This window comes from Streptomyces sp. NPDC016562 (assembly GCF_043076955.1).
GTDB lineage: Bacteria > Actinomycetota > Actinomycetes > Streptomycetales > Streptomycetaceae > Streptomyces.
Window position 1 is genome coordinate 1,271,753 of the sequence record NZ_JBIBRZ010000002.1, and the last position, 12,581, is coordinate 1,284,333.

The 12,581-nt window shown below is 71.5% G+C and carries 9 protein-coding genes; 6 read left to right on the forward strand and 3 right to left on the reverse strand.

Annotation, left to right across the window (positions count from 1 at the left end; all coding sequences use genetic code 11):
- Nucleotides 1-14: 14 nt before the first annotated feature.
- Nucleotides 15-1,709, reverse strand: coding sequence for a ribulokinase (locus tag ACF059_RS13360; protein WP_392055599.1), 1,695 nt, complete (start codon nt 1,707-1,709; stop codon nt 15-17).
- A 532-nt stretch (nt 1,710-2,241) separates the two neighbouring features.
- Between ACF059_RS13360 and ACF059_RS13365 the strand changes: the two genes are divergently transcribed.
- The 5 genes from ACF059_RS13365 (at nt 2,242) to ACF059_RS13385 (ending at nt 8,672) form a co-directional block, all read left to right on the forward strand.
- Nucleotides 2,242-3,240, forward strand: coding sequence for an ABC transporter substrate-binding protein (locus tag ACF059_RS13365; RefSeq protein ID WP_392055602.1), 999 nt, complete (start codon nt 2,242-2,244; stop codon nt 3,238-3,240).
- A gap of 394 nt (nt 3,241-3,634) precedes the next feature.
- Entirely contained in the window at nt 3,635-5,194 is a 1,560-nt protein-coding gene (locus ACF059_RS13370; RefSeq protein WP_392055605.1) for a sugar ABC transporter ATP-binding protein, read from the forward strand.
- Nucleotides 5,191-6,360 (forward strand): ABC transporter permease, encoded by a 1,170-nt coding sequence (locus ACF059_RS13375; protein WP_392055608.1) that lies wholly within the window; start codon nt 5,191-5,193, stop codon nt 6,358-6,360. Before ACF059_RS13370 ends, ACF059_RS13375 begins: the two co-directional genes overlap by 4 nt.
- Nucleotides 6,357-7,379 (forward strand): galactofuranose ABC transporter, permease protein YjfF, encoded by a 1,023-nt coding sequence (gene yjfF, locus ACF059_RS13380; protein ID WP_392055611.1) that lies wholly within the window; start codon nt 6,357-6,359, stop codon nt 7,377-7,379. The genes ACF059_RS13375 and yjfF overlap by 4 nt, the downstream gene beginning before the upstream one ends.
- A gap of 168 nt (nt 7,380-7,547) precedes the next feature.
- Nucleotides 7,548-8,672: an aldose epimerase family protein gene (locus ACF059_RS13385; protein WP_392055614.1), complete on the forward strand. Its 1,125-nt coding sequence runs from the start codon at nt 7,548-7,550 to the stop codon at nt 8,670-8,672.
- 136 nt (nt 8,673-8,808) lie between these two features.
- Here ACF059_RS13385 and ACF059_RS13390 read toward each other — a convergent pair whose 3' ends face one another.
- Nucleotides 8,809-9,885: a LacI family DNA-binding transcriptional regulator gene (locus tag ACF059_RS13390; RefSeq protein WP_392055617.1), complete on the reverse strand. Its 1,077-nt coding sequence runs from the start codon at nt 9,883-9,885 to the stop codon at nt 8,809-8,811.
- Nucleotides 9,886-10,210: 325 nt separating this feature from the next.
- Here ACF059_RS13390 and araD point away from each other — a divergent pair, with 325 nt between their 5' ends.
- Nucleotides 10,211-10,948 carry an L-ribulose-5-phosphate 4-epimerase AraD gene (gene araD, locus ACF059_RS13395; protein ID WP_392055620.1) on the forward strand — a complete coding sequence of 246 codons (738 nt, stop codon included), beginning with the start codon at nt 10,211-10,213 and terminating at the stop codon, nt 10,946-10,948.
- A gap of 74 nt (nt 10,949-11,022) precedes the next feature.
- Here the strand turns inward: araD and ACF059_RS13400 are convergent, their stop codons facing one another.
- On the reverse strand, nt 11,023-12,447 hold the full coding sequence (locus tag ACF059_RS13400) for an endo-1,4-beta-xylanase (RefSeq protein WP_392055622.1): 1,425 nt from the start codon (nt 12,445-12,447) through the stop codon (nt 11,023-11,025).
- Between the last annotated feature and the right edge of the window lie 134 nt (nt 12,448-12,581).

Sequence of the window (12,581 nt, forward strand, 5' to 3'; positions counted from 1 at the left end):
GAACGGCGGGCCGGTCAGCCCGCGGTGCGGGCCGTGTCGCGGATCCTTCTCAGGCGGTGCAGCAGGCCGCCGTCGGCGAAGTGGTCGTGCAGGAGCCGGTACTCGGCGAAGAGGGCGTCGTAGGCGTCGGCCCGGGAGGTGTCGGGTACGTACACGGCGGGCCGTCGGCGGCCCATCGCGGCGGTGGCCGTGCGCACGTCGGGGTGCGCGCCGGCGGCTACGGCGGCGTGGATGGCCGAGCCGAGGGCGGGGCCCTGGTCGGAGGCGGCGAGGGAGACGGGGCGGCGCAGCACGTCGGCGTAGATCTGCATCAGCAGCTCGTTCTTGGCCAGTCCGCCGGCGACGATGAACTCGTACACCGGTACGCCGCCCGCCTCCAGGGCCTCCACGATGACGCGGGTGCCGAACGCGGTGGCTTCGAGCAGCGCGCGGTAGACGTCCTCGGGGCGGGTCGCCAGGGTGAGGCCCACGACGACCCCGGACAGGTGGTGGTCGACGAGGACCGAACGGTTGCCGTTCAGCCAGTCGAGGGCGACGAGCCCGTGGCCGCCCACCGGCTGGTCCGCGGCTTTGCGGGTCAGCAGGGCGTGCAGGTCCTCGCCGCGGTCGGCGGCCTCGGCGAGGTAGTCCGAGGGGACTCCCTGGTCCAGGACCCAGGCGAAGATGTCACCGACCGCGCTCTGGCCGGCCTCGTAGCCGTAGGTCCCCTCGACGATCCCACCGTGGACGACACCGCAGATGCCGGGGACGTCGGCGAGGACGGGGGCGTTCACGACGTGGCAGGTGGAGGTGCCCATGATGGCGAGCAGTTGACCGTCCTCGACGGCCCGGGCCGCCGCCGCGGTGACGTGGGCGTCGACGTTGCCCGCGGCCACGGCGATGCCGGGGCGCAGCCCCGTCCAGGCGGCCGCCTCGGTACTGAGCGAGCCCACGCGGGAGCCCAGCGCGGAGAGGGGGAAGGCGAGGCGGGTGCGTGCGAAGTCGGCGAACCGGGGGTTCAGCGCGGCCAGGTACTCCTCGCTCGGGTAGGCGCCGTCCTGGTGGATGCCCTTGTACCCGGCCGTGCAGGCGTTGCGTGACTCGGTTCCGGTGAGCTGCCACACGATCCAGTCGGCGGCCTCGATCCACCGCGCGCAGGTGTCGTAGACGAGCGGATCCTCCTCCAGGACCTGGAGGGCCTTCGCGAACTGCCACTCGGCGGAGATCCGGCCGCCGTAGCGGGCGATCCACTTCTCGCCGCGGGCGTGGGCGAGTTCGTTGATGCGGTCGGCGTGAGACTGAGCCGCGTGGTGCTTCCAGAGCTTGGGCCACGCGTGCGGCCGTCCGGCGAGCTCCGTCTCGGCGAGGGGAGTGCCGTCGGCCAGCGTGGGCAGGACGGTGCAGGCGGTGAAGTCGGTGGCGATGCCGATCACCGCGGCGGGGTCGATCCCGGCCGCGGCCACGGCCTGCGGGACGGCGCTGCGCAGGACCTCCCTCCAGTCCTGGGGGTGTTGCAGGGCCCAGTCCGGGGGCAGCGCGGCACCGCCGTCCGGCAGCCGGCGGTCGATGACGCCGTGCCGGTACGGATGGACCGCCGCGGCCAGCTCCTGACCGTCGCGCACCCGCACCACGACGGCGCGGCCCGACAGCGTGCCGAAGTCGACGCCGACCGTGTACTGCTCCGATTCCTCGGAGTGCGGGGCGGGGGCGAGGGGGTGGGGTGACGTCAACGGAGTGCCTTTCGAAGGAGCCGTGGGGCCGGCGGACCGGGCGGCCGGGCGGCCGGGCAGGCGCAGTGCCGCCCCGCGGACCTGGCGGTCGGACGGTGGTTCCCCCGAAGTGTGAGCGCTAACAATGTCGATAGGCAAGAGGTGGGCGTGGGTCGCCTGTGAGCTCCGACCTCGCGGTGGTCGCCCGGACGGGTCGGGCGCCCGAGTCGATCGCGCGTCCAGGTGGGGTGGGTACGCGCTTCCCGCGGGTGGTCGGCCGGGTCGACCGTGTCGCGGAGGATGCGCTCCGCCTTGGTGTCGCACCCGATGCGGTAACGGACAGGTAACGCACGCAAGGGGGTTGAGAACGTGGCTTGTTAGCGCTCACAATGCGACAGCGCCGTCGCCCTCAGGAAATCCCCCTCCTGCCGGTTCCGACTTCGATTCCGACTCCGACTCCGATTCCGGTTGCCCGTGCCGGCGTTGACGTCGACGCCGGCCCCCGGCCCCCGCCGGGCGGCGCCTCTTCCGTAACCGTGAAAGGACACACGACATGGCTCGCAGAGCAGCTATCGTCCTCACCGCCGCCCTCCTCGCCTCCTCGGCGTTGACCGCCTGCTCGACCGAGAAGCCCGCCTCCGACTCCTCCCCGGGAGCCAAGACGGGCTCCAGCGGCACGATCACCCTCGGCTTCGCCCAGGTGGGCGCCGAGAGCGGGTGGCGTACCGCCAACACCAAGTCCGTCCAGGAGGCGGCGAAGAAGGCCGGCATCACCCTCAAGTTCTCCGACGCGCAGCAGAAGCAGGAGAACCAGATCAAGGCGATCCGCACCTTCATCCAGCAGAAGGTCGACGTCATCGCCTTCTCGCCGGTCGTGGAGTCCGGCTGGGACACGGTCCTGAAGGAGGCCAAGGACGCGGGCATCCCGGTCATCCTCACCGACCGGGCCGTGGACACCAAGGACACCTCCCTCTACAAGACCTTCCTGGGCTCGGACTTCGTCAAGGAGGGCAAGTCCGCGGGCGAGTGGTTGACCGCCGCCTACGCGAACGAGCAGGGCCCGGTCAACATCGTCGAGCTCCAGGGCACCACGGGATCCGCACCCGCCAACGACCGCAAGTCCGGCTTCGCCGACGTCATCCGCGGCGACGACAAGTTCAAGATCGTGGCTTCGCAGTCGGGTGACTTCACCCGCGCCAAGGGCAAGGAGGTCATGCAGGCGTTCCTGAAGTCCCAGAAGGACATCGACGTCCTCTACGCCCACAACGACGACATGGCCCTCGGCGCCATCCAGGCCATCGAGGAGTCCGGCAAGAAGCCCGGGACGGACATCAAGGTGATCTCGGTGGACGGCATCAAGGACGCGTTCGTCGCGATGACCGAGGGCAAGATCAACGTCGTGGTGGAGTGCAACCCGCTGCTCGGTGACCAGCTGATGGAGCTGACCAAGAAGGTCGCGGCGGGGCAGGAGGTCCCGACGCGCGTCGAGACCGAGGAGGGCGTCTTCCCGCAGGACAAGGCCGCGGCAGCGCTGCCGACCCGGAACTACTGACGGGGCGCGTTCCGGGGCCGAAGGAGGCCCGGCGTGGGCCTTGAGCAGGCCTGGAACAGGCCCGGCGGAGGCCGGGAGCCGGCTCGGCGCAGGCCCGTCGCAGGCCCGGAGTAGGCCCGCCGCTGGCCGAGAGCAGGCCAAGAGCCGGCCCGGCGCTGGCCGATGACAGGCCGAGGGCCCGCCCGCCGCAGGCCGAGAGCTGGGCCGCCGCAGGCCCCAGAACCAGGCTCGAAGCAGGGCCGGATCGGACCTCCCCTCCCGCTCCCTCCCTCCTGGCCACAGCCGGCAGGCGCCCCCGCACGGGCGGCCGGGCGGATCCTCCGCCCGCAGCGCCTCGTGCCTCCTTCACCGCCCGGAGCACAGCACCACCACCCCACCCACGAGAGGAGGGCGGATGGCATCCCCGTCCACCCCGCGGCCCACGGACGCCGCAGGCCCGCGGCCGGTCCTGGAAGCCCAGGGCATCCGCAAGCAGTTCCCGGGCGTGCTCGCCCTCGACGGAGTCGCCCTGCGGCTCTTCCCCGGCGAGGTACACGCCCTGATGGGCGAGAACGGCGCCGGGAAGTCCACCTTGATCAAGGTGCTCACCGGCGTCCACCCCGCCGACGGCGGCGCCATCCTCGTCGACGGCCGGCCCCACGCGTTCGCGGACCCCCTCCAGGCCCAACGGGCCGGAATCAGCACGGTCTACCAAGAGGTCAACCTCTGCCCGAACATCTCGGTCGCCGAGAACATCCTCATCGGGCGCGAACCGCGCCGGTTCGGTCTCGTCCACTGGTCCGCGATGCGGCAGCGGGCGGCAGAGCTGCTGACGGAACTCGACCTCGGCCTGGACGTCACGAGTCTCCTCGGATCGCACTCCCTGGCGGTGCAACAGCTGGTCGCCATCGTCCGGGCGGTGGACGTCTCGGCGAAGGTGCTCGTGCTGGACGAACCCACCTCCAGCCTGGACCGCGAGGAAGTCGCCCAGCTCTTCTCCCTGGTGCGGCGCCTGCGCGACCGTGGCGTGGCCATCCTCTTCGTCACGCACTTCCTGGACCAGGTGTTCGACCTCTGCGACCGCGTCACCATCCTGCGCAACGGCCGTCTGGAAGGGGAGTACCCCATCGGGGAGCTCACCCCGATGACCCTCGTCCAGCGCATGATCGGCGGAGAACTGGCCACCCTGGACCAGCTGTCCGGCCGTGCCCGCGAGGAAGCGGCCGGGCGGGCGACCAGCGAGCCGTTCCTACGGGCCCGGCAACTGACCCGCACGGGCTCGATCGAGCCGTACGACCTCGACGTCCATGCCGGTGAGGTCATCGGACTGGCGGGCCTCCTGGGCTCGGGCCGCACCGAGGCGGCCCGCCTCCTGTTCGGCGCGGACAGCGCGGACGGCGGAGAGGTGAGCATCGAGGGCGAGAAGGTACTCCTGCGCACCCCCCGTCACGCCATCGCCCGCGGCATCGCGTTCTGCTCCGAGAACCGCAAGTCGGAGGGACTGGTGGGCGAGCTCACGGTCCGCGAGAACATCGTCCTGGCCCTGCAGGCCGCCCGCGGCTGGACCAGGCCGCTGGCCCGGGCCAAGCAGGACGAACTGGCACGGCACTGGATCGAAGCCCTGGACATCCGCCCCGCCGACCCCGAAGCGCAGGTGCGCCATCTCAGCGGGGGCAACCAGCAGAAGGTCCTCCTCGCACGGTGGCTGCTGACCACACCCCGGCTCCTGATCCTCGACGAACCCACCCGGGGCATCGACATCGGGGCCAAGGCGGAGATCCAGAAGCTCGTGGCCCGCCTGGCGGGCGAAGGCACCGCCGTGCTGTTCATCTCGGCGGAACTGGAAGAGGTCCTGCGCCTGAGCCACCACATCGCCGTGCTCCGCGACCACCGCGTGGTGGCCACCCTCACCAACGACGACAGCGTCACACCCGAACGCATCCTCACGGCCATCGCCACCGGAGCGGATTCATGACTCCCCAACCCGACACGTCCACGCCCACGCCCACGTCCACGCCCCCCTCCGGGCCCAGCACCCCCTCCAAGCACCGCGCGACGTCCAGGTCCGGGGCGCCCGGCGGGATCCGGAGACGACTGGCCGGCCACCGCCTCCTGTGGCCCACGCTCATCCTGCTGGCCCTGCTCCTCGGCAACCTCGCCTTCCAGCACGACTTCTTCTCCGTCCGCGTCCGAGACGGCCACCTCTACGGCAGCCTCATCGACATCCTCCAGTTCGGCGCGCCCCTCACCCTGGTGGCGCTCGGCATGACCCTCGTCATCGCCACCCGCGGCATCGACCTCTCGGTCGGTTCCACCGTCGCCATCGCCGGAGCCCTCGCCTGCGGGCACCTCTCCACCGCCGCGGACCCCGGCAGCGTCGCCACCATGCTCACGGCCGTCGCCCTCGCGCTCGGCGTCGCCCTGGTCCTGGGTCTCGCCAACGGCGTGCTGGTGTCCGGGCTGGGAGTGCAGCCCATCGTGGCCACCCTGATCCTGATGGTCGCGGGCCGCGGCGTCGCCCAGCTCATCACCGACGGCCAGATCATCACCGTGACCAGCGCCCCCTACAAGATGATCGGCGGCGGCTACTGGCTGACCTTCCCGTTCGCCGTCCTCCTGGCGACCGCCCTCGTCGCACTCACCGCCTTCGTCACCCGCCGCAGCGCCCTGGGCATGCTCATCGAGTCCGTGGGCGGCAACCCCGCCGCCAGCCGCCTGGTCGGCATCCGCGCCGGCGGTCTGCTCGTCCTGGTCTACGTCGTCAGCGCGCTGTTCGCCGCCGTCGCCGGGCTGATGATCAGCTCCAACGTCTCCAGTGCCGACGGCAACAACGCCGGCCTGTGGATCGAGCTCGACGCGATCCTCGCCGTCGTCGTCGGCGGCACCGCCCTGACCGGAGGACGCTTCTCCTTCGGTGGCACCGTCCTGGGCGCCCTGATCATCCAGACCCTGTCCACCACCGTCTACACCCTCGGCGTCCCACCCGAGACCACCCTCGTCTTCAAGGCCGTCGTCGTCATCGTCGTCTGCCTCGTGCAGTCCCCGGTCTTCCGGGCCAAGGTGCTGCGCCGCCGCGCGGCGAGCACCGACCGAACCCCCACCACGGCGGGCGCCGCCCCGCAGCAGGAGGTACCCGCATGAGTACCGGCATCGCGGGCGCCGCCGCGGCCCTCACCCGCCCCTTCGCGACCGTGTCCCCGCGCACCCGTACCCGTATCCCGCTCATCGTCACGGCCGTCCTGCTGGCCGTCATGTTCAGCGTCGGATCGGTGCGCTACGACGGCTTCCTCTCCGCGCAGGTCGTGCTGAACCTGCTGATCGACAACGGATTCCTGCTGGTCGTGGCGGTCGGGGCGACCTTCGTCATCCTCACCGGCGGCATCGACCTGTCCGTCGGCTCCATGGTGGCCCTGTCGACCATGCTCACCGCCTGGCTGGTCGAGTCGCACGGCTGGCCCCTGGCCACCGTCGTTCCCCTGGTCCTGCTGGTCGGCGCCGCGAGCGGCACGCTCATGGGCTGGATCATCCACACCTTCGAGATCCAGCCCTTCATCGTCACCCTGGCCGGCATGTTCCTCGCCCGCGGGCTCTGCTACACCATCAGCACCGAATCCATCACGATCAGCGACCCCACCACGGCGGGCATCGCGCAGACCCGGCTGTACGGCCCCGGAGGACTGTTCGTCTCGGTCCCGGTGGTCATCGCCCTGGCCGTGCTGGTGATCGCCTTCGTCGTCCTGCACCACACGCGCTTCGGCCGCAACGTGTACGCGCTCGGCGGCAACGAGTCCTCCGCACGCCTGATGGGTCTGCCGGTCGGCTCGACCAAGATCGCCGTGTACGCCGTCAGCGGTCTGTGCTCCGCGCTCGGCGGCCTGCTGCTGACCTTCTACATGCTCTCCGGCTACGCCCTCCACGCCATGGGCATGGAACTCGACGCGATCGCCGCCACCGTGATCGGCGGCACGCTGCTGACGGGCGGCTCCGGCTTCGTCCTGGGCACCGCCCTCGGCGTGCTCGTCCTCGGCATGATCCAGACGGTCGTCAACTTCCAGGGCACCCTCAGCTCCTGGTGGACCCGCATCGTCATCGGCGTCCTGCTGCTCGTGTTCATCGTGCTGCAACGCCTCATGAGCGGACGCCGTCCCGCCGCCGACTGACTCCCGGCACCGCCACCCATCAGCCCGTACCCCCGCGTCCGCGCGCCCCGATCACCCCGTGCTTCCCGGCGCGCCCTGCGGCGGACCGACTTCCAGGGGAGCCCCGCCATGGAACACGCAAGGGAAGACGCAAGGGAAGACGCAAGGGAAGACGCATTGGACCGCGCAATGGACCCCGCAGGTGAAACCACCCACCAGGCCGCTGAGCCCGGCCAGAGCGCCCCCGGTCCCCGGGCGGACCGTCCCCTGCGCCTGGCCGACGAGGGAACGGGGGAGAGGTGGCGTTTCGGCTTCCCCGGGCGGGCCCGCGCGGAGGTCCACACGCGCGGCGCCCGCCTCCACTCCCTGCTCCTGCCGGACCGCTGGGGCCACACGGCCGATGTGGTGCTCGCCGCCCGCGACCCCGCGGCCGTCCAGGGCTCCGCACGCTACTTCGGCGCGACGGTGGGCCGTTACGCCAACCGCATCGCCGGCGGCCGGCTCGTCGTCGACGGCGTCACCCACCGGCTCGCCACCCAGGAGACCGGGCACACGCTGCACGGCGGTCCCGACGGGTTCGACCAGCGCGTGTGGCGGTGCGAACCCTTCCACTCCGCACACCGCACCGGTGTCCGCCTGTACCTGCACAGCCCGGACGGTGACCAGGGCTTCCCCGGCGCCCTGAACGTCCGCGTCACCTACACGCTGGACCGGGACGACAACCTGACCCTGTCCTACCAGGCGGTCGCCGACGCGCCGACGGTCGTCAACCTCACCCACCACACCTACTGGAACCTCGAAGGGGAGGGGCGCGGGGACGTCCTGTCCCACCACCTCCAGGTGGCGGCCCCCCTCTACACCCCCGTGGACGCCGAGCTGATCCCCGACGGCCCCCACCGCGCGGTCAGCGGCACGCCGTTCGACCTGCGCAGGCCGCGGCGGCTCGGCGAGGTCCTGACCCACGCGGACGCACAACTGGCCCTCGCGGGCGGCGGCTTCGACCACAACTGGGTCCTCGACGGCGCCCCGCGAGCCACTCCCCGCATGGCCGCCGTGCTGTACGCCCCCGCGTCCGGACGCCGTATGGAGGTGCGCACCACGGAGCCGGGCATCCAGGTCTACACCGCCCAGGGCCTGACCGGTGACATCACGGGCAAGGGGGGCAGGCCGTACCGTGCCTACGCGGGGGTGGCGCTGGAGACCCAGCACTTCCCGGACTCTCCGAACCGCCCCGGCTACCCGACGGTCGTCCTGCGCCCGGGCGAGCTGTACCGGTCCACCACGATCCACAGCTTCACCGCGGCCCCCGCCTGAGAGCGCCGCTGCCCGGCCGTACCCGCCCGCCCCCCGGAACCGCCGGGGTGGCGGGCGGCGGCTTTCGTGCCCGCCGCCCCCTCCCGTACGACGTGTCGTGGGTGCCGGGGCAGGCATACCGCCGGGGAGGCGGGCGTCAGGCCCCGGAGGGAGCGCTCCTACGGGCCGTACTGGCGCGCACGATGAGCTCGGGCGCCACCACCAGGTGCGTCGACTCCGCGGTGCGGCCCTCGATGTGGTCCAGGAGCAGCCCGATGCTGTCGCGGCCGATCGAGGCGAAGTCCTGACGGATCGTCGTCAGCGGCGGCGGGAAGAACTCCGCCTCGGGGATGTCGTCGAAGCCGGCGACCGCCACGTCCTCCGGCGTGCGCAGGCCCGCCTCCCGCAGGGCCCGCAGGACACCGAGGGCCATCTGGTCGTTGGCGACGAACACCGCGGTGAGGCCCGGTCCGCGCCCCCGCGACGCCCGGACCCGTCCCGCGAGCTGCTGCCCGGCCTGGTATCCCGACAGCGGGCTCCAATCGCCGCGCAGCGGGGGCGGCACCTCGGCGCCGGCCTCCCGGAGCGCGTCCTGCCACCCCTGCGTGCGCGCCTCGCTCTCCAGCCAGTCGGCTGGGCCCGCGACGTGCCACACGGTGGCGTGGCCCGACGCGAGGAGATGTTCGGTGATCATGCGGGCGCCGAGGTTCTGGTCCAGCGACACCCCCGGCAGGTCCAGCGTGTGGCCGCCTTCCACGGTGACCACCGGGCACGGGGCCTCCAAGGACGCCAGGGCCCGCACCGCGTCGCGCTGGGGGGTGACGGCGACGATCCCCTCCACGCCCCAGCCCGCGAGGTGCTGCATGGCCTCGGCGAGGGCCGTCTGCGTGGCGGTCCGCAGGGTGACGGCGGACGTCAGGTACCCGCGGTCCCGCGCCGCCTCCTGCACGCCCGCCACGGTGCTGGCGGGCCCGTGCAGGGTGGTGTTCACGGCGATGACGCCCAGCGTGTGGGTCCGGCGGGTGGCCAGGGCCCGGGCTGCCGAGTTGCGGCGGTACCCCAGCTGCTCGATGACCTGCGTCACCGCGGCCCGGGTCTTGGCGCTGACGTTCGGGTGGTCGCTGAGCACCCGCGAAACGGTCTGGTGGGACACGCCGGCGACACGTGCGACGTCCGTCATCGTGGGCGCTCGCGAGACGTCTGGGAGCTGGGTCAACTCTCTTCCTTTCCTCATCGAGCGGCCTTCCCTCAAGGTACCGAACCGGCCGGGGCCCGCACACGTGCCGGACCGATCGGGCGATGCTCGGCCGGCTGTCGATGTTGGCGTTCACATTATGCAGCGCTCACGGCATGTTGGGGGGAGGAATCTTCTCGTACCTCTTGAGATCGATGGTTGTTAGCGTTCACAATTCGATCGGAGGCCGCCCGGCAGCGCAGCCACGATGCCCGGCCCGGTACGGCCCCCGATCAGTCCAGCCCACTCATGCGCGACCGCGGGTCCTGCCGGACGCCGGCACCGGAGCAGCCGCCGCGCATGCCGGAGAGACGGTGAGAGCGTAGTGAGCAAGACCCCCCTCAAGGACCTCCGGCGCGAGGTCCTCGCGGCCAACCTGCGCATCCCGCAGGCCGGTCTGGCCACCCTCACCTGGGGGAACGTCAGCGCGGTGGACCGGGACGCCGGAGTCTTCGTCATCAAGCCGTCGGGGGTCTCCTACGCCGACCTCACCGAGGAGGACCTGGTGACGGTGGCACTGGAGGACGGGCGGGTCGTCGACGGGCACCTCAGGCCGTCCACCGACACCGAAACGCACCGGTGCCTCTACCGGGCCTTCCCCTCCATCGGCGGCGTGACCCACACGCACTCGACGCACGCCGTCGCCTTCGCCCAGGCGCGCTGTCCGATCCCCGTGCTCGGGACGACGCACGCCGACACCTTCAACGGGCCCGTCCCCGTGACGGCGGACCTCAGCGCCGAGCAGTGCGCGAAGGACTACGAGTACAACACCGGGCAGGTGATCGTCGCCCGGCTCGACGGCGATCCCCGCCGGGCGGAAGAGGTCCCCGGAGCGCTCGTCTCACGGCACGGCCCCTTCACCTGGGGCCCGACCGCGAAGGCCGCGCTGGAGAACGCCATCGTCTGCGAGGCCGTGGCGGAGATGGCGCTGCACACGCTGGCGCTGGGGTCCCGCCTCGGGGACGCCTCCGAACCGCCGAGGCATCTGCTGGAGCGGCACTTCACCCGTAAGCACGGACCGGACGCCTACTACGGCAACCCCCCTCACGGACGGGGCGCCTGAGGCGGGTGGCTGCCGCAGCCGCTGCCGTCCGACGGCAGTGTGACCGGCTGCGGCCCCCCGTTCCCCGCGAGAGGTTACGTCCGGGTCCACCGCTGGTTGCTGCCGGCCGAGCAGGAGTAGAGCTGGATCAGGGTGCCGTTGGCCGTGCCGTTGCCGGCGGCGTCGAGGCAGAGGCCGGACTGGACTCCTACGATGGATCCGTCGGAGTTGAGGCGCCATTTCTGGTTGTCGCCGCCCCAGCAGCTGTAGATCTGGACCTTGGCGCCGTTTCCGGTGCCGGCGGCGTCCAGGCACTTGTTGCCGTAGACCCTGAGCTCGCCCGCGGCGGTGTACGACCACTGCTGGTTGGTGCGGTTGTTGCAGTCCCACAGGTTCAGCTGGGTGCCGTCGGTGGTGCTGGCGCCGGGCACGTCCAGGCAGCGGCCCGACCCGACGCCCTTGATCTGTCCGGAGCCGGTCCCGGGCGAGCCGGAGTTGAGCGCGTTGAGCACGGAGGCGTAGGCCGGCTTCTTGTTGCCGTTGCCGTCGAACAGCAGCGGTGACTGCTCCGAGCGCCAGGAATCGGTGTCGCGCACACCCCAGACGGTGATGCCGAGGCAGCGCGGGACGGCCAGGCAGTCGTTGGTCACGTTGGCGTAGGTCGCCGCCGCGGCACCCTGGATGTCGAGTTCGGTGACGGCCACGTCGACGCCGAGCGCGGCGAAGTTCTGCAGGGTGGTGCGGAAGTTGCTGTTGTACGGGCTGTCGTTGTTGAAGTGTGACTGGAAGCCGACGCAGTCGATCGGCACACCGCGCTGCTTGAAGTCCCGGACCATGGCGTACATGGCCTGGGTCTTGGCCCAGGTCCAGTTCTCCACGTTGTAGTCGTTGTAGCAGAGCTTGGCGGCCGGGTCGGCGGCGCGCGCGGTGCGGAAGGCGACCTCGATCCAGTCATTGCCGGTGCGTTGCAGGTTGGAGTCGCGCCTGGCTCCCGAACTGCCGTCCGCGAAGGCCTCGTTCACGACGTCCCACTGGACCACCTTGCCCTTGTAGTGGGCCATCACGCCGTTGATGTGGTTGGTCATCGCCTGGCGCAGCGCGCCGCCGCTGAGGCTCTGCATCCAGCCGGGCTGCTGGGAGTGCCAGGCCAGGGTGTGGCCGCGTACCTGCTTGCCGTTCTGTACCGCCCAGTTGTGGACGCGGTCACCGGCGGCGAAGTTGAACTGGCCCTGCTGCGGTTCGGTGGCGTCGATCTTCATCTCGTTCTCGGGCGTCACCGAGTTGAACTCGCGGCCGGCGATCGACGTGTACGCCGCGTCGCCCAGCCTGCCCGAGGCGATGGCGGTGCCGAAGTAGCGGCCGCTCTGCGCCGCCGCGGCGCCGAGCGTGCTCTCGGCGGCGTGCGAGGCGGGTGGAGCCACCATTACGGCGGCCGAACCGAGGACGCCGACGAGCAGGGCCGTACGAAGACCGCCGATCAGTCGGCGGACGGTGCGTGGGGGAATGGCATGTGAGCCCATGAAAGAGCCTCCAGGACGGAAATGCGGGGAAGGACGGGAGCGCGGTCAGCGTGAATCCGTGTGAACGACGCCCGCGTCCCGTGACGAAGGACGCTCATCGCGAGGGCGTACAGATCCAAGGCGGCCGACACCCG

Coding starts and splice junctions, on each gene's coding strand:
- ACF059_RS13365 (WP_392055602.1), top strand. CDS start 2,242: ATGGCTCGCAGAGCAGCTATCGTCCTCACCGCCGCCCTCCTCGCCTCC.
- ACF059_RS13370 (WP_392055605.1), top strand. CDS start 3,635: ATGGCATCCCCGTCCACCCCGCGGCCCACGGACGCCGCAGGCCCGCGG.
- ACF059_RS13375 (WP_392055608.1), top strand. CDS start 5,191: ATGACTCCCCAACCCGACACGTCCACGCCCACGCCCACGTCCACGCCC.
- yjfF (WP_392055611.1), top strand. CDS start 6,357: ATGAGTACCGGCATCGCGGGCGCCGCCGCGGCCCTCACCCGCCCCTTC.
- ACF059_RS13385 (WP_392055614.1), top strand. CDS start 7,548: ATGGACCCCGCAGGTGAAACCACCCACCAGGCCGCTGAGCCCGGCCAG.
- ACF059_RS13390 (WP_392055617.1), bottom strand. CDS start 9,885: ATGAGGAAAGGAAGAGAGTTGACCCAGCTCCCAGACGTCTCGCGAGCG.
- ACF059_RS13400 (WP_392055622.1), bottom strand. CDS start 12,447: ATGGGCTCACATGCCATTCCCCCACGCACCGTCCGCCGACTGATCGGC.